Below are 24,384 nucleotides of genomic sequence, written 5' to 3'. Positions count from 1 at the left end.
TAAGTTATTGGAAAAGATGCAATCTAAAGCTTAAAGGAGAATCTCAAATTATTTTTTTTGAGGTTCTTTTTTAAGAATTTTACAATCAAATTAATGCTCTTTTAGGATTAATCTAAATGTATATCAAATATAACGAATTTTTTCTTATAAAAAGTATCTGTTTTTAACAGTTTTGTAATGTAATTCAAAACGTTGGATTATTTTTTTGTTTTCTGCTAATGAAAGAATTTTGTCGTAATTTTGACCTTTAAAATTACCATTTTTGAGAGTTTCCATCCGTAAAAATATTGCCAATCCGAAACTGTTTAAAGAACAGCTTTTAAGTTGGGCGCAGCAATTTCGCGAAGTCGTTTTTTTAGACAGTAATTCTTATCCGCAGCAGTATTCTAGCTTTGACTGCATATTGGCAGTAGATGCTTTTACGTCTTTAAAAACAGATTATTACAATGCTTTTGAAGATTTAAAGCAATATCAGCAAAACACAAAAGATTGGCTTTTTGGATATCTTTCTTATGATTTAAAGAATGATATTGAAGATCTTCAATCGAATAATTTTGATGGTTTGGGCTTTCCTGACTTGTTTTTCTTTCAGCCTAAGAAGGTTTTTATTCTAAAGGGAAATGAACTCGAAATTCAGTATTTACTGCTTTGCGATGATGAGCTTGAAGAGGATTTTAATGATATATTCAAAAGTCAAAAGTCGAAAGTCGAAAGTCACGAAACGATAATCATACAGCAACGTATTTCGAAAGAATTGTATGTTGAAAAAGTAAATAAAATGCTTCATCATATTCATATTGGGGATATGTACGAAGCAAATTTCTGTATGGAGTTTTATGCTGAAGATGCCGTTGTAAATCCGTTAGAAAAGTTTCTGAAGCTGAATGAAATTTCACAGGCACCTTTTTCGGTTTTCTTTAAAAATTACAAACAATATTTGCTTTCTGCTTCACCAGAACGTTATCTGAAAAAAGTTGGAGATAAGATTATTTCGCAGCCAATTAAAGGAACTTCTAAACGTTTTGCAGATCCGATTGAGGATGAAAAATCAAAAAATATTTTAGCTTCTGATGCCAAAGAACGAGCTGAAAATATTATGATAACTGATTTAGTCCGAAATGATTTGTCGCATACGTCACAAAAAGGTTCGGTTGAGGTTGAAGAACTTTGCGGAATTTATTCGTTTTTACAAGTGCATCAGATGATTTCTACTATAACTTCAAAATTAGATTCAAAATTTTCAGTTGTAGATGTTTTGAAAACAACATTCCCAATGGGAAGCATGACCGGAGCTCCAAAGATTTCCGTAATGGAAATTGTTGAAAAAATAGAAGAAACGAAAAGAGGATTATATAGCGGCGCGGTTGGTTATTTTACGCCTGAAGGGAATTTTGATTTTAATGTCGTAATCAGAAGTATTTTATATAATCAGGAAAATAAATATGTTTCTTTTTCGGTTGGAAGCGCTATAACATCACTTTCAATTCCAGAAAAAGAATACGAAGAATGTTTGCTAAAGGCAAAGGCAATGCACGAAGTTTTGCAGTAATTTTTTTCTGCCACGAATTACACGAATTTGCACAAATTATTTTTTTGCCACAGATTAAAAAGATTTGCACAGATTTTTTAATCATTTTAATCTGTGGCTATTTTATAGAATTTAGTAAAGAAAAATTTGTGCAAATTCGTGTAATTCGTGGCAAAAAAATATTCGCTTAACATTTCGTTTAAAAATAGATCGAATTTAATTTTTTACTTTTATCAGATGTTTTTAAAATTTCAAAATCATATCGTTTCAAGATTTCCCTTTTTAGCCGAAAAAAAACTTTTTCTGGCTGTAAGTGGCGGATTAGACAGTATGGTTTTGTTGCATTTAATGAATCAATTGCCATATGAAATTGCGGTTTTGCATTGCAATTTCCAGCTTCGCGGACTAGAAAGTTTCGGAGATCAGGAATTTATTCAGAAGTATTGCGATCAAAATAATATTCCAATTTTCACCACTCATTTTGATACAGAAGCTTTTGCTAAAGATTATAAGCTATCAACGCAAGTTGCGGCAAGAGAACTGCGTTACAGTTGGTTTTATGAATTATTGGAAGAAGAAAACTTCGATTATATTTTAACTGCGCATCACGCCGATGATAATCTGGAAACTTTTATCATCAATTTAACCCGCGGAACTGGTTTAGAAGGTTTAATTGGAATTCCGGAACAAAATGATAAAATTATTCGTCCGTTATTACCTTTTTCAAGAGAAGAAATCTTGAAATATGCAGAAGAAAACAATATTGAATGGAGAGAAGACAGCAGTAATGCATCGACGAAATATCTCAGAAATAAAATTCGCCATAATTTAGTTCCTGTTTTAAAAGAAATCAATCCGAATTTTTTGGATGCTTTTCAGAAAACACAATCCTTTCTTCAAGAATCAAAAGAAATGGTCGAAGATGCATCGATCATTGTTTATCAGCAAGTAGCAAAAGAAGAAGGCGATGATATTCATTTCGATTTAAATCAGCTAAAAAAACTTCCTAATTACAAATCATATTTGTATCAATGGCTGAAAGAATTTGGTTTTTCGGCATGGAATGATATTTATGATTTGGTTGAAAGCCAATCTGGGAAACAGGTGTTTTCAGAAGAGTTTAGGTTGTTGAAAAATAGAGAAATATTGATTTTGAGTCCGCTTTCTGAAACATCAGAAAAAGACGAATATGAAATTAGTGAAAACGATACAGAAGTTAATTTTCCCTTAAAAATGAGTCTTTGTAACGTAGGTCACACAACATTCGGTTCAAATAAAGTTATATTTGTCGATTCCGATAAAATCCACTATCCTTTGATATTACGTAAATGGAAAGAGGGAGATGTTTTTCAGCCTTTTGGAATGCGTGGAAAGTCAAAAAAAGTAAGCAAACTTTTTAAAGATGAAAAGCTATCCTTGATCGAAAAGGAAAAAACATGGATTTTATGTTCTGACAATCAAATTGTCTGGGTAGTCGGAATGAGACAGGACGAACGTTTTAAAATAGAAAAAGCCACAAATAAAATACTTAAAATAGAATTACAATAATGAACTTTACTCAAGCCCATCAGTCGATAACTTCGAAAAGTATCTGGAATAAAATCAATGTTTTTTTACTCTTTTTCTTTTTTGCATTAGCAAGTAACGCGCAAATTTTAGAACCAGTAAAATGGACTTCTAAAATGGAGAAAAAAGGAGATAAAGTTATTTTGATTTTTGATGGAACTATCGAAAAAGACTGGCACATGTATTCTCAGTTTACGCCAGATGGCGGGCCACTTGCGTTGGAAATTTCGTTTAAAAACCAAAAAGGAAATTACGAGTTAGTTGGAAAAGCAAAAGAAGGCAAAACAAGAACAGCTTTTAACGATGTTTTTGGTGTAGACGAAACTTTTTTTGAAGGCAAAGCGCATATCGAACAAGAAATAAAAATCATAAACCCAAATTTAAAAACGGTAGATGTAGAGTTTGATTTTCAGGTTTGTAAAGAAGTTTGTATCAATTCAAATAAAAAATTCTCAATTGCAGTTCCTTCAACTTTTAAAATGGATGAAGTTCCAGTTGTAGCAGAGGCAAAATTAGACGAAACAAAAGTTGTTGGTTTGGCGGTTGATACCGTTAAAAAAGAAGAAGCTGTACAGCCAAAAGTAGAGAAAACAGCTGAAACTGCAAAAGAAGAAATTCCTGTATCAGCGCCTTCAAGAAGTTTATGGTCAATATTTTTTATTGCCTTTTTATCAGGTTTTGCGGCATTGTTAACGCCTTGCGTTTTCCCGATGATTCCGATGACAGTAAGTTTCTTTACTAAGCAAAGTAAAAGCCGTGCAAAAGGAATTAGAAATGCGATTATTTACGGATTTTCGATTATTGCAATTTATGTGATTTTAGGTCTTATTGTTACTAAAATATTCGGTGCAGATGCTCTAAATGCCTTGTCAACAGATGTTTGGTTTAATCTGATTTTCTTTGTGATTTTGGTCATTTTTGCAACTTCATTTTTGGGAGCTTTCGAAATTATGCTTCCAAATTCATGGGCGAATAAAGCCGATCAACAGGCAGATAAAGGAGGTTTAATCGGAATATTGTTCATGGCTTTAGCTTTAGCAATTGTATCATTCTCTTGTACAGGGCCAATTGTTGGAACTTTATTGGTTGAAGCGGCTTCAAATGGAGGAATTGCTCCAATTGTTGGAATGTTAGGATTTTCTTTAGCATTAGCGCTTCCATTTATGTTATTTGCAATGTTCCCAGGATGGTTAAATTCTTTGCCAAAATCTGGAGGATGGCTAAATACTGTAAAAGTAGTTTTAGGGTTTTTAGAACTAGCTTTAGCATTCAAATTCTTATCAAACGCCGACTTAGTTTTACAATTGCATTTCTTAGAAAGAGAAGTGTTTATTGCAATCTGGATTGCTATTTTCGGAGCGATGACATTATATTTATTCGGAAAAATTACATTGCCTCACGATAGTCCGACAAATCATATTTCTGTTGGAAGATTGTATTTAGGATTATTGACATTTGTGTTTACCATGTATTTAATTCCTGGGCTTTGGGGAGCGCCTTTAAAATTAATTAGTGCATTCCCGCCGCCTCCGCAATACAGCGAAAGTCCATTTGGAGTAGGAGGTTCAGGAAACGGAGTAGTTTCTTCAGAATCTATTAAAGGACTTCCAGAAGGAGCTGAATTAGGTCCGCACGGAATTATGGTTTTCCACGATTACGAAGATGGTTTAGCTTACGCAAAAGAAAGCAAAAAGCCAATTATGCTCGATTTTACGGGTTATGCTTGTGTAAATTGCAGAAAAATGGAAAACAACGTTTGGTCAGATCCTTCAGTTTTGCCAATCCTTAAAAATGATGTGGTTTTAATTTCGCTTTACGTTGATGATAAACGTGAATTGCCAAAAGAAGAACAATTTACAACTGCATCAGGAGATAAAATTATAACTGTTGGCGATAAATGGACAGATTTTATGATCTCTAAATATAAAACCAATACACAGCCTTTGTATGTGATTACAGATTTAGAAGGAAATAATTTAAATAAAACAAAACCAACAATTAGTTATGTAAGTACAGAAGAATATCTGCAATGGCTAAAAGAAGGGATTTCGAATTTCAAGTAAGAGAAGAGAAGAAAGAAGAAAGAAATTGGGTCTCAAAAATCAAAAATCTACAATCTAAAATATAAAAGGGGATTTAATTCAAAGCAAAAAGCACTCTAAGTCAAATTTAGAGTGCTTTTTTATTTATCAAGCGAAAGTGAAAATTAATTTATTACAAAAACTCTCCGTGTTGAGAGATGTCTAATCCAAGCTCTTCTTTTTCTTCAGTAACTCTTAGAGGAGTAATTTTATTTACGATAAAGAATAATACATAAGAACCTATAAAAGCAAAGATTGAAACTGCAACTAAAGCAGTCAATTGGTTGATGAATAAAGTTGGAGTTCCGAAGATTAAACCTTGATTGTCTCCAACAGCTGGGTTGATTGCTTTTGATGCAAAAACACCAGTTAAAAGCATACCTACCATACCGCCAACACCGTGACAAGCAAATACATCAAGCGCATCATCGATTTTTCCTTTAGGAAATTTGCTCACTACAATGTTACTTACAATTGCAGAGAATAAACCAATGAAGATTGCGTGAGGAATACTTACGAAACCAGCAGCAGGAGTAATAGCAACAAGACCTACAACAGCTCCAATACAAGCTCCAAGTGCAGATAATTTGTGTCCTAAGATTTTGTCAAGGAAAACCCAAGCCATTGCAGCAGCGGCAGCGGCAACAGTAGTTGTCCCTAAAGCTTGAGCAGCAAGACCATTTGCTCCTAAAGCAGATCCAGCGTTGAAACCAAACCATCCGAACCAAAGTAAACCAGTTCCTAATAAAACGTAAGTAATTCTAGCAGGATTTACTTTTTGAACTTTTCTTTTTCCTAAGAAGATTGCTCCAGCCAAAGCAGCCCATCCAGCGCTCATATGCACTACAGTTCCTCCAGCGAAGTCAAGAACTCCCATTTTGAAGAAATATCCATCAGGATGCCATGTCATGTGAGCAAGCGGAGCGTATATTAATAGTATGAATAAAACCATGAATAACAAATAAGCCCAGAAACGAATACGTTCTGCAAAAGCACCTGTAATTAATGCAGGAGTAATGATGGCAAATTTTGCCTGAAACAATGCGAATAAAATAAATGGAATTGTTGGTGCAAGGCTCCATGCGGTATTGGTTCCAACTCCTGCAAAGAATAAATTCTCAGATGGATTTCCGATAATTCCTCCTATTGTTGGGCCAAAAGCCAATCCAAAAGCTATAACAGTCCATAGTATTGTAACAATTACCATTGCCATAAAACTTTGAAGCATAGTACTAATTACGTTCTTCTTACCGACCATACCTCCATAGAAAAATCCTAATCCAGGTGTCATTAACAATACAAAAGCTGTTGCAACGATCATCCAGGCAGTATCTCCTGTATCAAACTTTACTGCTTCTGCAGGAATTGGGTTGTCTGCAATGATAAAGTTTGAAATAAAGCTTAGTACCAAAATCGTGATAAGAATCACACTTAAAATAATTTTTCGCATAGTTATTTAGTTTTAAAATTTTTTATAAAAGTATAAAATGATTTAATACCCCCTAAAAAAATAGGGTTTGATGTTTAATTTTTGTTAAATTTAAAATTTAACCCCTATGATTTTGCGTGAATTTCTTAAAACAAACTTAAAATTTACAATTCAGCAACATTTTTTTTTCACTTCCCACCATTTTTGATAATTTTTAGGGTAATTGATTGCTATTTTTTGTAGGATAATAGATATTTGTTGTTTAAAAAATGCCTCATACAGGTTGTGAAGGATATTTTTTAATCTTTTTAACAATTTTGATGATTATAATATAAGAATGGAAAATAGAAGTATTAAGTGGGGAATAGTAGGGCTCGGAAATATGGCAAATCAGTTCGCATCAGATTTGTTATTGATTGAAAATGCTGAGTTAACGGCAGTTGCTTCAAGAGATTTTGCTAAAGCTGAGGAATTTGGTGGAAAATTTAATGCTTTAAGAATGTACAATTCTTATGATTTGCTTTTTGAAGATTCAGAAGTTGAGATTGTTTACATTGCAACTCCTCATAATTCACATGTTGAACTATCTATAAAAGCATTAGAAAATGGCAAGCATGTTCTTTGTGAAAAACCTATGTCTCTGTCTTATAAAGATGCTCAGAGAATAATAGAAGCTTCTAAAAAACATAATAGATTTTTTATGGAAGCATTCTGGACTAGATTTATTCCTTCTGTTCAAGATGTTTTACAAAAAATTAATAACGGAATAATAGGAGACATAAATTATATAAAAGCCGATTTTGCCTTTCATGGAAGTGAAACAGAAAACAAAAGACTTTTTGATAAAGAATTAGGAGGTGGAGCATTGTTTGATATTGGTGTTTATCCCTTGTTTCTCTCTTATATAGTATTAGGAAAGCCAAAAGAGATTATGGCAAAAGCAATCAAACATAAAAACGATATAGATCTGCAGACTTCTATGATTTTGCAATACGAAACAGCTCAATCGGTTTTGCACGCTTCCATAATTTCAGAATCTGATATGAAAGCCGTTATTGCGGGAACAAAAGGGCGAATAGAATTAAATGCTCCGTGGTTTGTTGCTAATGGTTATTCTTTATTTATAAATGAAGAAAAAGAAGCCACTTTTACTTTACCAACTTTAGGAAAAGGATATTCACATGAAATTATCGAATGTCAAAATTGTATTCTAAACAACGAGATTGAAAGTAAACTTTGGTCGCATCAGAATTGTTTGGATTTGAGTGTAATTGTGGAGGCTATTAAAAATCAAATTCAGTTGACTTTTTAGAATTAAATTATTTTGTAATAAAATATTTACAATTAATTATTTTTTCGTTAGTTTTAAAAACAATTAATGAATAGATAATTATGCTAGTAAAAGTTTATGGAAGTGCCGTATTTGGAGTTGAGGCCACAACAATTACAGTTGAGGTTCATATGGATAAAGGGATTGGTTATCATTTAGTTGGACTTCCAGATAATGCTATAAAAGAAAGCAGTTTTAGAATTGCCGCTGCTTTGAAGAATAACGGATTTAGCTTTCCGGGAAAGAAAATTACAGTAAACATGGCGCCCGCCGACCTTCGAAAAGAAGGATCTTCATATGATTTGACATTGGCAATGGGAATTTTAGTCGGTTCAGATCAGATAAAAGCGCCAGAAATTGAACGTTATATTATTATGGGAGAACTTTCTCTAGACGGAAGTTTGCAGCCCATTCGTGGAGCGTTGCCAATTGCTATAAAAGCAAAAGAAGAAGGTTATAAAGGATTTTTTCTCCCGATTCAAAACGTAAAAGAAGCGGCTATTGTAACAGGTTTAGATGTGTATGGAGTCGAAAATCTAAAAGAAATCATTGATTTTTTTGCTGGTAAAGGCACGCTTGAACCCACAGTTATCGATACAAGAGCGGAATTTTATAAAACGCTCGATTTCCCTGAACATGATTTTTCAGATGTTCGCGGACAAGAAAGCATTAAACGCTGTATGGAAATTGCGGCAGCGGGCGGACATAATATTATTTTGATTGGTCCGCCGGGAGCAGGAAAAACAATGCTGGCCAAACGTGTTCCGAGTATTTTGCCACCAATGACCTTGCGAGAGGCTTTGGAAACCACCAAAATTCATAGCGTTGCAGGAAAATTAAAGGAGGTCGGATTAATGAATCAGAGGCCTTTTAGGAGTCCGCATCATACGATTTCTAATGTCGCTTTGGTAGGAGGAGGGAGTTATCCGCAGCCAGGAGAAATCTCGATGGCGCATAATGGTGTTTTGTTTTTGGATGAATTGCCAGAATTCAAACGAGATGTTTTAGAAGTCATGCGTCAGCCATTGGAAGACCGAGAAGTAACTATTTCGAGAGCCAAATTTACCATAACCTATCCGTCGTCTTTTATGTTGGTTGCGAGTATGAATCCAAGTCCGAGCGGATTTTTTAATGATCCAAGTATGCCAAATACTTCTTCGCCACACGAAATGCAGCGTTATATGAGTAAAATTTCTGGACCTTTATTAGATAGAATTGATATTCATATTGAAGTTACTCCAGTTCCGTTTGATAAATTATCAGACGAACGAAAAGCAGAAAGCAGTGTAGAAATTCGCAAACGAGTAACGGCAGCACGAGAAATTCAGACCAAACGATTTGAAATGGTTGAGAATGTTCATTATAATGCACAAATGAGCAGTAAACTAATTCGGGAGTTTTGCGTTTTGGATGAGCCTTCAAAAGAATTGCTAAAAACTGCCATGGAAAGACTTAATCTTTCTGCTAGAGCTTATGATAGAATTTTAAAAGTCTCTAGAACTATTGCAGATTTAGATCATTCAGAAAATATTGTTTCTTCACATATTGCTGAAGCGATTCAATATAGAAGTTTGGATCGAGAAGGGTGGTTGGGATAAACTGTTTATTGTGAAATGTGAAATGTGAAATGTGAAATGTGAAATGTGAAATGAAGACTTTAGCATCTTACATTTCACATTTCACATCTTACAATATAACAAGGTCTATTCTTTACTTTTCGGATAAAAGAATTTAAATGAATTAGAAACGGCTGTATGTAGAATTGATCCGTGGTTTTCTTCTGGAAAATAATCGAAATACGTTTTTACATTTTTGCTTTTAGATCCTTTTAGTTTTTCTGCCAGTAAATTAGCATCAACTTCCATAACATGCGGAATCGCTGTTGGAGCTAATCCTTCTTTGCCAACCGCAATATAAATTTCAGTTGGTTGTGTAAAATTTTCTTTCAGCATTTCAGAATCCAAATCTAGCAAAGAACCATTGTTCCACCATAAGCTCGGACTTACAATCACATACTTATTAAAAAGAGTTGGCTTTTTGAGTAAGATTTCAGTTCCTAATAATCCGCCAAGAGATTGGCCGATGATGGTTTTAGAATCATTTGTCTTGTATTTTTTCTCAATAAAAGGCTGTAATTCTTTTTCGATAAAAGCAATAAACTGATCAGAATGTCCAGTTGTAGGAAATCGAGTTTTATCATTCTCAACAGTAGTAGGAAAAGTAAAATCGCGTCTTCTATCAACAGTTGCAATTCCGACGACAATTGATTTTGGAACCTGATTGATCCATTCAAAACTATTAAATTGAACCAATCCCGAAATATGAATAAAATCTTCATCTGCAGAACCGTCTAATAGATAAATGACAGGATATTTTGTCGCTTCGGCAGGATTATAGCCTTCAGGAAGATAAATGTTTAAAATTCTTTTTTCGTTTAATTCTTTAGATTGAATTTCATCAATAACGCCTAATACAAAAGGCTTACTGGTTTCGGTTGATTTTGATTTGTTGTTTTGGCTAAAAATAAGTGTTGAAGTAAGAAACAGGAAGGCTAGCATAAAAAATCGATTCATTATAATGTATTTAATAGTCCACAGAAAATTTGTGGTTTTGTTGAGGTTTTAAAATGTTTTTCTGTAAAGTGAAAATACAAATTTTAAACAACAATGAAGCAATTTGTTTTATTCCTGCTTATAAATCACTTTCTCAATATCGTTTAAAAAAATATAAATATGGAAAGAAAAAATCCCGCTTCTAACAGAAGCGGGATGAATAATTATATTAAAAGTTCTTTTAAAAAAACGAATAACCTAAAATAAGAGCAGTTGTTTGATAAGACGAAGTCCAGCCAGGATTGTCAACCAAAAGACCTCTTGTAGTTTGATATCTTACTTCTAAACTAACTTTATCTTTAAATTTGCAACCTGCTCCAAAGCCAAAATTAAGACCAGATTTAATCTCTAATTCATTTAATGGTGAACCGTCTTTTCTAGTTACTGTCACTGATGAATTTGTACTAAAATCTACAATCATTGAAGCATTCGCAAAGATTTTAAAAGCATCGTTAACAAAGAAATAGCGTCTCACACCTACAGGCAGTTCAACAGATTTATAATCTACTTTTCCTGTCAGCGTTCCGCCTACAACCTGAGAACTTTGTATAGTTTGTTCTCCTTTATAAGATTGATAAGTAGGTTCTACTATAACTGACCATCTGTCTTTGTTAAATGGTAAAATAAATTCAGCTTCAATTCCTAAACTGATACTTGATTTTTTATCAAAATCAAAACTTAGTATATTATATTGATAGTTCTCAAGAGACAATGAACTAATAGTATATCTAGGTCTAAGAGTTAAATTAAATAAATCTTTCTTCTCCTTTACATCAAGATCTACAAAGTTCGAATCACTGCATTTGTTGTATTTTGCAAAAAATCGCTTCAGGTCGTTTTTAGTATAAGTCAATTTTTCATATTCGGTCATTAAAACACCATCACATTTTAAGTCAACAAATAATTGTTCTCTAAATTGATTGTTTTTAGCTGTATGATCATCGTCTGCCAGATAGGTTTTGTAAACCAATTGTTTTATTTCAGAATTATCTGTTTTATAAAAAAAGCGTCTTACAGTTCCATCATTGTACATATATAAAGAAGCTTTTCCTTCCATCAGAACTTGTAAAATGAGTTTTTCGGTGTTAAAAACAGGATTCTTGTCTTTTGTCATAAACTCAATTCTCTTAGTCGAACGATCTATTTTTACAACAGAAGTAATAAATTTAAGTCCGCTAATTGCAAATTCTTTTATGGTTTTAATATCAGCAGTTTTAATTTCTCCGCTTTCGTCTAATTTGTAACGAAAATTAGCAGGAGTATTTTTCCAATCGATATTTTCAATTAAGCAGTTTATTTTTTGATTGTTTTCATTGATGAAGTAGCCATTCTCAAAAATGATTTGCGAAAAAGAGTTAACACTAACGATTAGTGCCATTGCAAGAAATAAAAATTGTTTTCTCATTGAAGTTAATAGGTAATTATTTTGGTTTTTAGTTTAGATAAGTAGTTATGGAAGCAATATTTTTTTTTGATGGAATTCAATGAAAAAGTATGCATTTGTTATAAAGAAATTCTTAAATTATTTTTTTTGAACGGCAAATATAGTAGTAGTAAGCATTAATGTATTACGGGAAACCGTAAAATGTTATTTTAATTTATAGAATAAAAAAATGCGCGGCTGTTTATTAAGACAGTGCGCATTTTTTGAGGATTTATTTCTCTGCAAAAATCTTGTCCAAACCTTCCATTGCAATGGTAAAACCTTCTTTGAAGCCCATTTGGATAATCATTTCCAGATCAGAAAGTTTTTCATGTTTAATTACAATATCAACAAAAGTAGCATTGTCTTTTTCAGAGAAAGTCACATCCCAATCAGAACGCGGAAACTCTTTGTTTAAATTTCCTTCGCTGTCGCTAAAAGCATCTAGCCATTTTACATTTGTCTTCGGGTTTATCGAAGTGTAATCAGCAATTGCCCAATGTTTTTCGCCTTCTGGTCCAACCATGGCGTATAATCTTCTTCCACCTTCTTTAAATTCCATGCTTTTCGTTTCAGATTTCCACGGAGCTGGTGCCCACCATAAATCCAAAATTTGAGCTTCTGTCCATGCAGACCAAACTTGAGATAAAGAAGCGTTAAATTCGCGTTTTACATTTACAGTTTTATTTTCTTTATCTACAGTAAAATTCATTAAAAGATTTGATTTCATTTTCTTTAGATTTTAAATTCGTTACTAGTTAATTAAGATCAACAGATTTTATTTTTCGGCTAAGATTTTGTCTAAACCTTGCATTGCAGAAGTAAATCCTTCTCTAAAGCCCATTTCAATTATTTTTTGCAGTTCTTCAAAACTGTCACGTCTAATTAAAATATCAACAATTGTCGAATTGCCTTGTTCAGAAAAAGTGATGTCCCAATATGAACTTCCAAATTCAGAATTCGGATTTCCTTCCGCATCAGAAAAAGTAGCAGAGTGTTTAAAGTTTGTTTTAGGAGAAATCGAAGAATACACAAAATAACTCCAGCTTTCTTTACCATCAGGCCCAACCATGGCATACAATCTTTTTCCGCCTTCTTTAAACTCCATGTTTTTGGTTTTAGATTTAAACGGAGCTGGTGCCCACCACAAATCTAGAATTTCGGCTTCTGTCCAAGCAGACCAAACGTTTGACAATGGCGCATCAAATTCGCGTTTTACATTTACCGTTTTATTTTCCTTATCTACAGAAAAATTCATTAATAAATCAGTTTTCATTTTCTTTAGCTTTTAAGTTTAGTAATACTTGATCCAATTGGCTAAAACGCTGTTCCCAAATTGCTTTAAATTGCTCTAACCATTGATCAATTTCTTTCATTTTATCAATTTTGAGCTGATAATAAATTTCTCTGCCCAATTTCTTTTCTTCCAATAAATCACATTCATTCAATATTTTAATGTGTTTAGAAACCGCTTGTCTTGTAGTTTGAAATTGTTCTGCAATAGCATTTGGGGTTAATGCAGTAGAAGAAATCAAAACTAATATTGCTCTTCTCGTCGGATCGGCAATAGCTTGAAAAATATCTCTTTTCATTTTTTTGAATATTTATTCGCAACTAATCAGTTGCAAATATACGCAACTTTTTGGTTGCGCAATTCAAAAAGACACTTTTTTTAATGAAAAAGTTTAAAGCAAAAAAAAAAGGCACATCAAAAATGCGCCTTTTTCTTAATAATCATGTTATATAATTACCGTCTAAATTTATTTTTTACAATGATATCTTTTAGTTTGGCTTTCAGATCTTCGCCTGTATCATAGACCATTTGTTCATTGTTTGGAAACGCAACAGCACGTTTGTCAAAATACCCAAGATAATTATCGTCACAGGCATTTCTATTTCCTTTGTAAGTGGAATAAACATTCTCAAAAACATATTCACTGCTTATTGGGAAAGTTTGCACCAGCTGATTGCTTTTTAAATCGATATAATCAACTTTTGCCGTTACTAGACAAGACTTAAATTGTCTGAATTCATAAACCGTTGCGCGAAGTGTTTTATAATTATCCACTTTAATTTCTTTGCCCAAACTATCCTTTACAGGTCTTCCGCGGCTGTCCAAAAGCGTTTTTACACCATCTTTAACTTGTCTTTCCTTAACAAATTCTTTCTCTTTAACTTGTTCTGGCGAAATTGCAATCTGTCTGAAACTAAGAATCAAGCTATAATCGTACGTTACATTTTTTTGTCTTGCGCTGTGGTAAACCGTCCATTTATCGTTTAATCCGTAGGTTTTAAAATCTAATAAATCTTCCTGAAGCATTTTCGGAATCACCATTTCGGTTTCGTTTTTGGCATAAACATCTACAAAATCAGTTCCTTTAAACTGAGCATCGTCCATCAGTTTTTTGGTGTTTTTGTAGCCAGGATTAATGCTTTCTAAATAAGCAAAATCGTCGTATGCTTTTCTAAAATCCAATTTGTTGTTTGATTTTAAAAGTGTCGAAGCATTTTCATATAAATACTTCGAAAGCGCATTTTTACTGTTTACAATCTCATTCGAATAATTATCAAACGGAAAATTTGCATTTCTTCCCAGCTTTAATAAAGGCAGAGGCAAAATCGGTCTAATTTTTTCTTGACGATTATTTAGCTGCACATAAGTATTGTAGATACGTTCAGCGTTTGCTGGATTATTTTCCTTATTCAGCATTTCCAAATTACGCAAATCGCGGTCTTTGGCTTTTGCAAAAGCTTCTTCAAGCAGATAAACATAATCTTGTTTTCCTTTAGAATCTTTTTTAGTGCGAAGCGCTTCAACCGCACGATCAATTGCGCCGTCGTAATTTCCATCACTAAGCATTGATTGTGTTGTTTTTACGCCGCAAGAGGAAAGAGCTAAAAATAATATAGAAACGAAAAAAGTAATTTTTTGCATAGTGTGTTTTTTGAAGTTGCAAATATATTTTATTTAACTTTCAACAACTATGCCTTTTTCTAATTTATTTAAGGAGCAGAAAAAGCTATTTTCATAAGAACGTTTAGTCCCGCTGTCCGCTAAATTCCCGATAAACAAAAACTACGGCTGAAATAGCCTTGTTTTTCTAAATCGGGAGATACCGCTTCCATCGGGGCTAGATTAGAACTTTTGTTTTTCAGAAGAAATGTGAAATAAAACTAATTTATTCAGAGATCTTTTTATATTCAAAAGTACCCACTTCAGGATTTGTTATGACCCTTTTTTGACTGTCAAAAGAGTTTATAGTAAACACAACTGGAAGTATAACAGAAATAATTGTCAATTGAGAATTGTCTTTAGATAGTTTCCATTTTGCTTTGTGTGATTCTTCTCCAATAACACTTTCAAAATCGCCATTTTCTTTAAAAACCTGAAAAACCTGATCTGTTTTAAAACGTTTTTCAATGCTTTTTTCTTTTCCGTTTTTGGTCCATTTTACCAATTGCCATTTCCCGATTAGTTCTTTAGAAGTTTGAGCGGAAACAGATAAACCGATTAAAAAGACGAATGCTGCAATTAATTTCTTCATTTTTAAAATTTTAAAGTTGAATTCTAATTTAATGACTTTTAATGATTTGAAAAGGAAATTTATGTTAAGTTGTTAAGCTGTTTTTTAATCAAAACAATCTGCCCTAAATGATAATAACTATGTTCAATCATGGCTTCGATATTTCTTTTGTAAGTTCCGTATTTGGCATCTACAAAAACTTCATCGAGTTTTTTATCGGGCATTTGTTCTATTAGTGAAGCAAATTCTTCGGCATCATTCCAGAATCTATTTAAAAAGACATTCCATTGTTCTTGCGAATGAATTGGCGGAAAATCAAAACTAAATTTGTCTTTTATATCCAAAGTTCCACCTTTAAAAACCTCATTAAGTCCCTTAATGTAATAATGAATATGCTGAGCCAGAACAGCAATTGTATTTAAGTTCTATATTGGACTAACTGCAATTTTCCAATCTAGATTCTCGAGCTGATCTTTAAAATTGGTGTTTGCAATCCAAGTTCCGTCTAAAATGACTTCTCTAAACCGATTGGCAATTTCTGTCGCACTTTTCATATTTCATAATTTAGGAGTTACTATAAAGAGTTTATTCCTGCTGAATCCACTCGTATTTTCCGTTTTTCAAATAAATAACACCACCGCCGCAACTTTCATCGGCATGAATAAAGATTCCGTCGTTTGGAAGTTTTATTTTGTCTTCTTCTGCAACTTGTTCTTCGCCAATGATTTCTCCGTCTTCATTTACATTTTCAAAATAAACCTCATTTTTGGGCGCTTTTTCAAATATTCCAGCCCAATCAATTTCATCAAAACCTTGTGCTAAAATATCATTTCCAAAGCCTAAATAATCAGTTCTTTTTCCGTTTCCAAAAGTTATTTTTAGACCGCTTTTATCATTTTTGGTACTTCTGAAAATTTCAACAGTTTCATCTAAATTATCTCCGTCAAGATCACATAAGATTTTATTGGTTTTATGTTTTGTAGATAACACAATCGTATCTGCTTTTTGTGTTTCTGGTTCTTTCTTTTCAGTTACTTTCAAAGAATCTTTTGGAGCAATTTTAGAAGTTTCTGTTTTTACTTCTTTTTTACAAGAAATAGTAAGTACAGACAAAAAGAGTAGAGTTCTAATTTTCATATTAGGCTTAGATAAATTTTAAAATGCTAATATAAAAAATTACGTACGAAAATATATGGTTTTGCGAACTATTGAATATTATCCTTACAAATCATATTATGAATTGCCTCCAGCTTTAGCTGGAGGTAGTGTGTGTTGGAAAGAAAGGGCTTTAGCCGAAATTTTTTGATTTGGCTAAAGCCCTTCCGAGACTTTTTATGCACCTCCAGCTAAAGCTGGAGGCAACTTAAAATATATTTATTTAGACTTTCTGATCTTAACCTGATATACAATTTCCCAAAAGATAATTGAGAAAACAGCATTAGCAAAAATGGCAGTTTGGACATTCTCAGTGAATGTTCTAAACAAAAGCATTTCTCCTGCTTTTATAGCTAAAAATACACTTAAAAATGCAATTAGGAACGAACAAATAATATTTAATAATAAGCTCCATTTCAAAACAAAACAAGCATAAATAATATTTAAGAATATATATCCAAAACTTACAGTAATAAAAAAATCACTATTTAATCTATCGGAAAGTTCAAATAAAAAGGGAGCAGCAAAAAAATACACTATAAGCATTGTCAAATAAATGAAGATTCTAGCTTTTAATTTCATTTTTGCTTTTTGCTTTTTTTAGTAAAATTTCAAAAAATTATTTAGATTTTCTAATCTTCACCTGATATACAATTTCCCAAAAGATAATTGAGAAAACAGCATTGGCAAAAATGGCAGTTTTAACCTGATACGGATCGTAATTTACGAGCAGATGCAAATTGGTAAACTGTAAGGCCAAAAACATAGCTAAAGCGGCAATTCCGACAGCGCAAAGTACATTAAGCAGAGGTTTCCATTTTAGGGCTGTAAAAGCATAAATAAGATTTAGAATACCAAAGCCAACTCCTAAAGTTACAAAACCATCACCTTTAAATTTCTCATTTAATTCAAGAAAAAAATGCGTAGAAGTAAGGTATAAAAAGAAAAGAATAGAATAAATTAGGATTCGTACTTGTGGTTTCATTTTGATATTTTTAGGATGATTTTTTTTATACACGAAGATACTACTAAATGATGAATGCCAGATGAAGTCTGTGAACTTCATAGATCAAGATTAACAAACTTTTTTGATTATTTAGTTTCAAGCTCAATTTTGAATTTTTCAATTTGCCTTCTATGACGTAAGATATGTACAATTGCATGTTCCATCATTTGTTCAATATCATAAACTTGTCCCCAAGAAGTTACTATTTTTTTTGCATTGTCTGATTCTTCTAATTGACTGTCGTTGAAATTTTTAAGCACATTTTCTGTGAAAACAAAAAAAGCAGTTAGATCATTTTGATAATCAGAAATAGTATCTCTGTACACAAGATTAGGAACTTCATTTTGCTCTCCTAATAATTTTTGAACATACAAAGCATAAGCATATCCAGAACGAACTACATGCGCCAGTATCGATTGAACTGATACATCATTGATTGTTGCCGTAAGTGCTGTGTCATTAAAAGATGAGATTGTTTTACTTAAATCTAAAATCGCTCTTTCGTATTCATCGAGTAAAGCTCCAATTGCGCCTTGTCTGTATGTTTTGGTCATGTTTTGCAACGTTATTCAAGTTTATTTTATGGCAAAAGCGTTTCTATTTTGGTTTCCGATTTTTCTTTTAGCGGACTATCGGCTTTCAAACTCCAAATGATTAGAAATTTTCCTTTTACAACATATTCTTCCGGATGTTCGTCTGTTGGTTCGCCAGCTTTTCCCCACAATAAACCTTGCAGAAAACGATCGCCTTTAAAAACATGATCAAATTCAAAATACATAATAGAGCCTTTGTCACCTTTGTTTTTAAAACTTTGAATGGCTTTACTTTTTACAGTTCCAACAATATTGCTGTAGGTTTCAATATCAGTATAAAAATTACAAGCCTGAGGTGACACACAAATATTACCGTCGTTTGGTGTATAGCCTTTCGGAATTTCTTTTGGTTTTAGTTTTAAATCGGCTAAGGTCTGGCTGAATAAATTGGTTGCAAATAATAGTAATAATGTTGATAGTAGGATTGTAGGTTTCATTGCTTTTCGGGGATTATTTAAAACTATTGAGAGTAATTTTAGAAATTATTATTTTATTCAGTTTTATAAATTTATCATTTGCCAAAATTTCTAGACCTTCTTTATTTCCAAACTCTGTAAAAAACCAATTTTTGCCATCGTCAATAGAAGTTGCTAAAATATTCCAGACCAATTTTTGATTCTGATTATCAGCTTTTACATCAAGTTCCCATTTCATCAGACATTCTAGTTGCTGATTATGATTGATTATTTGAGATGTAACAACAGACTTTCCTTTTAAATAGGTAAGGTTTATTTTGCTTTGCAGAAAATCATCCTGTAATTTCTGACCTGCTTCATTATAGTTTTGCCCTTTTAGCGTAAACGGATGCAATGAAAATGCGAATTTTTTATAATTTTTATTTACTAAATCTGCAATTTTACTATTAGCTTGACTTATTATTTGGCTATTCAGGTTTTTATCCAATAAAGTAATATCTTTTTTGGGCTTAAAATTTTGAGAAATTAAACTTTTGACTACTATAGATATGGTATCTAAATTTGAAGTTTTATTTTCTTCTTTTGGAAAAAAGTAAGTTGACTTCCTGTCAAGTTCATTATAAACCAATACCGAATGTGTATTTTTAAAATTATTTCCGCTAGGTAGTTTAATTAAAAAGAGAGTATATTTTGTTGTGCCAATACTGTCTACGTAGATTTTATATTCACAATCTTTACTTTTTTTTTCGTACTTAATGTCGTAATTTGAGAATGATTCTTCTAAAGTAAATTTACTTTGAGCTGTAACATTTGATATTGCAAAAAAAAGTAATCCGACAAGTAAAATTTTTTTCATTGAAGTGATGGTTTATTAGAGTTAAAAAGCTGTTTTACTTCTAAAACTTTGAATGTTTTTTTTTATTTGCCAAGTTTAATTTTACAATTCGAACTAATTTCTAAAAACATTAATCGTTTTTGATAAAATTAAATACAATTGAAAGGCAGTTATAGAGACCGTAATAAGTGTGAGATAAGCAGAAGAATTAATAAGTTTATTGTTTTCTATCTGTAATTGTTTTGCAATATTTACTCTTCTGTTATTTAAGGTTTTTAAAAAATGCATTAATACGATTGACCAGCTAAACATTAAAAGTATAAAAAAGGCAAAACCGTTTGGCATTCCTTCGATGTTTAGTAAAGTATAAATTTTGGTAAAAACTATTGCAATTACAAAATAGACTAATGCATACAAAAGTATTTTTTTTAACCCATTTTCAGGTTTTAGAAAATAAAAAATGGAGCAATTTACTAAGACAATAAAAAGGGCAAGAAGAAGATATGACATTTTGTTTCTGGGCTTAAAAAAAGCACAAAGTAATCTCTGTGCTTTTGTAAAATTTATATTTCTAAGGAATTATTTTCCTTTTAGTAATTTTTCTAAGTATTCTACTTTGTCTTTTTCAGCTTGAACCAAACGTTCGTAAAGTTCTACAACTTTATCAAGTGGATTGAAAGTGCAAGAATTGTTAGTGTTTCCACTTCCTTGTGCTCCGTTATTTGCACTATTGTCATAAAAGTTATTAAAGAAATTAAAAACTGATTCTTCAGAAAAATTTTCAATCACCTCTTTAGTTATGCCTAAAGCTTTTGCAATTTCAACAAGTTTATCTTCATCAACAGTTTCACTTGCCTCAATGTTAGAAACAGTTTGCTGGCTTAAACCAATTGCAATTGCAAGGGCTTCTTGCTTCATACCTTTAAGCTCTCTGATTCGGCTTATGTTTCTGCCGATATGTTTTGGTTTTGATGTCGTGCTCATAATTTCAAAGGTATTTAATTTTTTTCAATTTTATTGAAGAGTAAATATGTTGTTTTTCTGAGAATAAATTGCTTCTGCTTTTAAAATTTATAATAAATCTTCTTATTTACCTTTCTAAGTTTAAAGCAGATTCTATTAAATCAAATTCTAATTTAGATAATTCCATATCCCATAAGCCTAAAGTAGTTATTTTAGTCTTTAACGCTTCGTATTCTGTATCAGTTAAAATAATGCATGCAGATGTTGCTGAGTAAACAGAACATGGAAGTCCTTCTCTCATTAAATCTTTTGTGCCATTGATAATTCTGTTTTTTCTTCTTGTAGTAGTTTGGATGCCTGTAATGTAGTCATCAGCTAGCTCGTTCAATTGTTCTAGTTTTTCTTGTATTGCATTTCCAATTTCATATCTCTTTTTTACTAATCTATCTTGATCGTTTAATTTTAAAACAGAAACTGTTAGTTTGCCAAATTCGTCAGAGCCTTTTATTCTATAACGCCAATATCTTAAGTGATGTTTTGGATCAATTTTACTTGGGTCAATTATAGGTTCTAATTTTGTGTCATGATCATTTTTTGTTCCATTACATTTTTTACAAGAAGGGAGTAAGTTCTCCCATTCTAAAACTTCATCTTTGTAAGCATCTTTATGATGAAAATGTTCTACTTCTAAATACTTGCTTTCTTCCGTAATATCAGTCTCACAATAACAACATTTATTATTAGAAAAATCTAATAAAGCTTTTTTTATAAAATCAATATTCCAAACAGATTTGCCAGTAAGTTTAAATTCATCTGTCAAGGCGGTTTGCAAAGCAACTGTAAGTTCAACTGGTTTTGAGGTTCTGTTTAATTTAATCATTTTGACTTCCGGCTAATTGAATTTTTAATATTTTTCGTAATGAGTTTTCTGGATGTAACATGGAATCAATTATCTCAAACTTTGTATTTGCAGTTTTAAAATCTTCGTTGTCTAAAGCATTGTTAAAATCTGATATAATATCATTATAAGTATTAGTCCTTGTTTCTGTCATTCTCATAACATCTGTTAATATTTCTTCTACAGTCCAACCTTGACAACCATATTCTTGATTTATTATTGGATTTAAAATTATTTCGTTTTTTTCGTCTAAAACTAATGGTATAATTTCTTTTGGATTTGCAATCTGAATAATATGTGGGCTATGTGTTGATGTAAAAATTTGGGCATTCGGTAAAATTATTTTTAGCGATTCATATATTTTTGCTTGCCATTCAGGATGCAAGTGTAAATCAATCTCATCGATAAAAACAATTCCATCAAAATCTTTAATAAATTTACTTGGATTTATATATCTAAATTCTATTTCCTTTATCAAACCAATTAAAACTGCGATACAAGATTTATATCCGGAAGATAAATATTCAAAATAAATTTCACCATATGGTGTATTTAACATAATGTCATTTGAATTTGGATTTACCTTGCTAAATGTAATTTTTGAATTTAAAATATTAAAACATTCTTTAGCTAAATTTATATTTTTGATTTGATATTCATCTAAATGATTTGGGTGGGCTGACCACAAATGTCGACTTACAAACCAATTTTTTAAATCATGGGATACAGAACCATACCTTATTTCTGAAGCAAATTGATTAAGTGCTTTCTTAGGATCAGTACTAAGATTGCTTAAATTTTGATAAGGAATATCTCTATGAGTTTTGAAGACAATAATATCATTTGAGTTTTGATAAAATCCCTGTGTGTTGATATTATTTTCATTAGGATGAAACGCTTTTAAGATAAAGGTTTTCTGGGAATTTTGGCCATTTATAGAAGTGTCAATTGTCCAACTACCAGTCTCAACTCCTGCATTTCTTTTAACAGTAGTGTATATCTCTCCAAAAGACTGAGATAAACAATCTAAAATTGTGGTTTTACCAATTCCATTCTGTCCGCAGATAATATTGAAATGAGGATCAAAATCAAGTTCTAGATTTTTAATTGGCCCTATTCCTTCAATTTTTATTTTATTTATTTTTTGCATATTATTTTACTAAAATTTCAATATTTCAAAAAGGATAATAAATTGATTTATTAGGACTAATGTAAGCTTTTTATTATTTTATTGAGCCAAAATTTATTAAATTTTATTTTGTAGTTGAATGTTTGTAAATAATTTAGGCATACAAGGACTAATACAAAAATTAAACAAAAAAAATCCCGCCTCAATTAAGAAACGGGATTAAAATGATATTCTCTTTTTTTCTATTGTTAAACCGTAGCTGCAATTTCTTGTGGCAACGGAATTTGATTTTTAAGTAAATCTTCAAATGTTTCAGCTTGGCGAATCAAGATTCCTTGACCGTTCATCCAAAGAACTTCGGCTGGTTTGTATCTTGAGTTGTAGTTTGAAGACATTGAGAAACAATATGCTCCAGCATTTCTGAACTCTAAAATGTCACCTTCTGTGATTTCAGCGATTCTACGGTTGTTTGCAAAAGTATCGGTTTCGCAAATGTATCCTACAACAGAGTAAAAACGCTCTTTGCCTTTTGGGTTAGAGATGTTTTCGATATGGTGCGAAGATCCGTAAAACATTGGACGAATTAAGTGATTGAAACCACTATCGATTCCAGCGAAAACTGTTGAAGTTGTTTGTTTTACTACATTTACTTTTACTAAGAAATGACCTGCTTCGCTCACCAAGAATTTTCCTGGTTCGAAAATCAACGTTAAATCTCTACCATATTCAGCACAGAAAGCGTTGAATCTTTTAGATAATTTTTTACCTAATTCTTCGATATCTGTTTCGATATCGTCTTTTTTGTAAGGAACTTTGAATCCGCTTCCGAAATCTAAGAATTGTAAATCTTTGAAATGTTTTGCTGTATCAAATAAGATTTCAGCAGCATACAAGAATACTTCGATATCTAAAATATCAGATCCTGTGTGCATGTGAATTCCAACAATGCTCATTTTTGTGTTTTCAACAATTCGCAAGATATGCGGAATCTGGTGCACAGAAATTCCGAATTTACTATCGATATGTCCAACAGAAATGTTAGCGTTTCCGCCCGCCATTACGTGTGGGTTGATACGAATACATACCGGAATATGTGGATGTTTTGTTCCGAATTGCTCTAAAATAGATAAATTGTCGATATTGATTTGTACACCCATTGCGGCAACTTCTTCGATTTCTTCTAAAGAAACGCCGTTTGGTGTAAAGAAAATTCTTTCGGGTTCATAGCCAGCATGAAGTCCTAATAAAACTTCCTGAATTGATACAGTGTCTAAACCAGACCCCATGTTCTTTAATAACTGTAGAATCGCAACGTTTGACAATGCCTTCATGGCGTAATTAACTCTTAAGTTTTCTACCTTAGAGAAAGCTTTAGTTAATCTGTTGTACTGAGATTGGATTTTTTCAGCATCGTAAACATACAATGGACTTCCAAATTGGTCTGCTAACTGCAGTAAATCTTTTGCTTGCATTTTTAAATCATTTTGGGCAAAGTTATTACACTTTTATCTATCAGCAAATAATTTGTAGAAAAATAACAAATTATAACAAATTGTTTTATTTTGAACAAAAAGTTGCTGTTTTTGGAATTTTGTAACCTTTTTTAAGGTACTGAGGTTCTAAGATGCTAAGATACTAAGTTTTTTTGGCTCGAATTCGCGAATTAACTTATTCTTAAATGCTGTTGAAATTGTTTTTTTGCCACAGATTAAAATGATTTACACAGATTATTTTTTATTTGCCGTGAATTTCACGAATTAACTTATTCTTAAACGCTGTTATTTTTTTGCCACAGATTAAAATGATTTTCACAGATTATTTTTGTTTGCCACGACCCGAGCGATAGCGAACGGGCGAAGCAATTCACAAATTTCCACGAATTTTTAATCTTAGATT

General features: G+C 31.9%; 25 protein-coding genes and 1 pseudogene. 5 read left to right on the top strand and 21 right to left on the bottom strand.

Features of this window, described 5'->3' with window-relative positions:
• Nucleotides 1-262: 262 nt before the first annotated feature.
• The 3 genes from AC5ZCW_RS13885 (at nt 263) to AC5ZCW_RS13875 (ending at nt 5,157) form a co-directional block, all read left to right on the top strand.
• On the top strand, nt 263-1,549 hold the full coding sequence (locus AC5ZCW_RS13885) for an anthranilate synthase component I family protein (protein ID WP_496120487.1): 1,287 nt from the start codon (nt 263-265) through the stop codon (nt 1,547-1,549).
• 216 nt (nt 1,550-1,765) lie between these two features.
• Nucleotides 1,766-3,076 (top strand): tRNA lysidine(34) synthetase TilS, encoded by a 1,311-nt coding sequence (tilS, locus tag AC5ZCW_RS13880; protein WP_496120485.1) that lies wholly within the window; start codon nt 1,766-1,768, stop codon nt 3,074-3,076.
• A complete protein-coding gene (locus tag AC5ZCW_RS13875; RefSeq protein ID WP_496120483.1) occupies nt 3,076-5,157 on the top strand; it encodes a protein-disulfide reductase DsbD family protein in 2,082 nt (693 codons plus the stop codon). Before tilS ends, AC5ZCW_RS13875 begins: the two co-directional genes overlap by 1 nt.
• A gap of 151 nt (nt 5,158-5,308) precedes the next feature.
• On the opposite strand, the gene AC5ZCW_RS13870 is transcribed toward AC5ZCW_RS13875, so the two are convergent.
• Complete coding sequence (locus AC5ZCW_RS13870; RefSeq protein WP_496120482.1) at nt 5,309-6,625, bottom strand: ammonium transporter; 1,317 nt, start codon at nt 6,623-6,625, stop codon at nt 5,309-5,311.
• A 316-nt stretch (nt 6,626-6,941) separates the two neighbouring features.
• Between AC5ZCW_RS13870 and AC5ZCW_RS13865 the strand changes: the two genes are divergently transcribed.
• On the top strand, nt 6,942-7,916 hold the full coding sequence (locus tag AC5ZCW_RS13865) for a Gfo/Idh/MocA family protein (RefSeq protein WP_496120480.1): 975 nt from the start codon (nt 6,942-6,944) through the stop codon (nt 7,914-7,916).
• A gap of 80 nt (nt 7,917-7,996) precedes the next feature.
• Nucleotides 7,997-9,532, top strand: coding sequence for a YifB family Mg chelatase-like AAA ATPase (locus tag AC5ZCW_RS13860; RefSeq protein WP_496120478.1), 1,536 nt, complete (start codon nt 7,997-7,999; stop codon nt 9,530-9,532).
• A 105-nt stretch (nt 9,533-9,637) separates the two neighbouring features.
• Here AC5ZCW_RS13860 and AC5ZCW_RS13855 read toward each other — a convergent pair whose 3' ends face one another.
• From AC5ZCW_RS13855 to lysA, 20 genes and pseudogenes are all read right to left on the bottom strand, one after another.
• Complete coding sequence (locus AC5ZCW_RS13855) at nt 9,638-10,507, bottom strand: alpha/beta hydrolase (protein ID WP_496120477.1); 870 nt, start codon at nt 10,505-10,507, stop codon at nt 9,638-9,640.
• 220 nt (nt 10,508-10,727) lie between these two features.
• Complete coding sequence (locus AC5ZCW_RS13850) at nt 10,728-11,951, bottom strand: outer membrane beta-barrel protein (RefSeq protein WP_496120475.1); 1,224 nt, start codon at nt 11,949-11,951, stop codon at nt 10,728-10,730.
• 250 nt (nt 11,952-12,201) lie between these two features.
• Entirely contained in the window at nt 12,202-12,699 is a 498-nt protein-coding gene (locus AC5ZCW_RS13845; RefSeq protein ID WP_496120473.1) for an SRPBCC family protein, read from the bottom strand.
• A gap of 48 nt (nt 12,700-12,747) precedes the next feature.
• A complete protein-coding gene (locus AC5ZCW_RS13840) occupies nt 12,748-13,245 on the bottom strand; it encodes an SRPBCC family protein (protein ID WP_343542494.1) in 498 nt (165 codons plus the stop codon).
• On the bottom strand, nt 13,235-13,561 hold the full coding sequence (locus AC5ZCW_RS13835; protein ID WP_250835174.1) for an ArsR/SmtB family transcription factor: 327 nt from the start codon (nt 13,559-13,561) through the stop codon (nt 13,235-13,237). The genes AC5ZCW_RS13840 and AC5ZCW_RS13835 overlap by 11 nt, the downstream gene beginning before the upstream one ends.
• Before the next feature lie 155 nt (nt 13,562-13,716).
• Complete coding sequence (locus tag AC5ZCW_RS13830) at nt 13,717-14,904, bottom strand: hypothetical protein (protein ID WP_496120470.1); 1,188 nt, start codon at nt 14,902-14,904, stop codon at nt 13,717-13,719.
• A 244-nt stretch (nt 14,905-15,148) separates the two neighbouring features.
• The gene (locus tag AC5ZCW_RS13825) at nt 15,149-15,514 is read right to left on the bottom strand and encodes a hypothetical protein (protein WP_343542489.1); all 366 of its coding nucleotides are present in this window, start codon (nt 15,512-15,514) and stop codon (nt 15,149-15,151) included.
• A 59-nt stretch (nt 15,515-15,573) separates the two neighbouring features.
• Nucleotides 15,574-15,837, bottom strand: coding sequence for a DinB family protein (locus AC5ZCW_RS13820; protein ID WP_496120468.1), 264 nt, complete (start codon nt 15,835-15,837; stop codon nt 15,574-15,576).
• 81 nt (nt 15,838-15,918) lie between these two features.
• Nucleotides 15,919-16,047: a hypothetical protein gene (locus tag AC5ZCW_RS13815; protein WP_496120466.1), complete on the bottom strand. Its 129-nt coding sequence runs from the start codon at nt 16,045-16,047 to the stop codon at nt 15,919-15,921.
• A 31-nt stretch (nt 16,048-16,078) separates the two neighbouring features.
• Entirely contained in the window at nt 16,079-16,630 is a 552-nt protein-coding gene (locus tag AC5ZCW_RS13810) for a hypothetical protein (protein WP_343542487.1), read from the bottom strand.
• A 237-nt stretch (nt 16,631-16,867) separates the two neighbouring features.
• A complete protein-coding gene (locus tag AC5ZCW_RS13805) occupies nt 16,868-17,230 on the bottom strand; it encodes a hypothetical protein (RefSeq protein ID WP_343542486.1) in 363 nt (120 codons plus the stop codon).
• A 37-nt stretch (nt 17,231-17,267) separates the two neighbouring features.
• On the bottom strand, nt 17,268-17,633 hold the full coding sequence (locus AC5ZCW_RS13800; protein ID WP_177210499.1) for a hypothetical protein: 366 nt from the start codon (nt 17,631-17,633) through the stop codon (nt 17,268-17,270).
• Nucleotides 17,634-17,740: 107 nt separating this feature from the next.
• The gene (locus AC5ZCW_RS13795; RefSeq protein WP_343542483.1) at nt 17,741-18,208 is read right to left on the bottom strand and encodes a DinB family protein; all 468 of its coding nucleotides are present in this window, start codon (nt 18,206-18,208) and stop codon (nt 17,741-17,743) included.
• Nucleotides 18,209-18,234: 26 nt separating this feature from the next.
• Nucleotides 18,235-18,684: a hypothetical protein gene (locus AC5ZCW_RS13790; RefSeq protein WP_343542481.1), complete on the bottom strand. Its 450-nt coding sequence runs from the start codon at nt 18,682-18,684 to the stop codon at nt 18,235-18,237.
• A gap of 13 nt (nt 18,685-18,697) precedes the next feature.
• A complete protein-coding gene (locus tag AC5ZCW_RS13785; protein ID WP_343542480.1) occupies nt 18,698-19,519 on the bottom strand; it encodes a hypothetical protein in 822 nt (273 codons plus the stop codon).
• Between the two features lie 93 nt (nt 19,520-19,612).
• Nucleotides 19,613-19,915 carry a hypothetical protein gene (locus AC5ZCW_RS13780; protein WP_198856806.1) on the bottom strand — a complete coding sequence of 101 codons (303 nt, stop codon included), beginning with the start codon at nt 19,913-19,915 and terminating at the stop codon, nt 19,613-19,615.
• 162 nt (nt 19,916-20,077) lie between these two features.
• Nucleotides 20,078-20,482, bottom strand: a complete 405-nt coding sequence (locus AC5ZCW_RS13775; protein ID WP_496120462.1) for a helix-turn-helix domain-containing protein — start codon at nt 20,480-20,482, stop codon at nt 20,078-20,080.
• A gap of 106 nt (nt 20,483-20,588) precedes the next feature.
• Nucleotides 20,589-21,341: an HNH endonuclease family protein gene (locus AC5ZCW_RS13770; RefSeq protein WP_496120460.1), complete on the bottom strand. Its 753-nt coding sequence runs from the start codon at nt 21,339-21,341 to the stop codon at nt 20,589-20,591.
• Nucleotides 21,334-22,509, bottom strand: coding sequence for an AAA family ATPase (locus tag AC5ZCW_RS13765; protein WP_496120458.1), 1,176 nt, complete (start codon nt 22,507-22,509; stop codon nt 21,334-21,336). The genes AC5ZCW_RS13770 and AC5ZCW_RS13765 overlap by 8 nt, the downstream gene beginning before the upstream one ends.
• 227 nt (nt 22,510-22,736) lie before the next feature.
• Nucleotides 22,737-23,963: pseudogene (gene lysA / locus AC5ZCW_RS13760) on the bottom strand (diaminopimelate decarboxylase); the annotation flags it as partial.
• Between the last annotated feature and the right edge of the window lie 421 nt (nt 23,964-24,384).

It is taken from the genome of Flavobacterium sp. PLA-DH12 (genome assembly GCF_059511845.1).
This window is presented reverse-complemented; position numbering and strand designations above follow the sequence as displayed.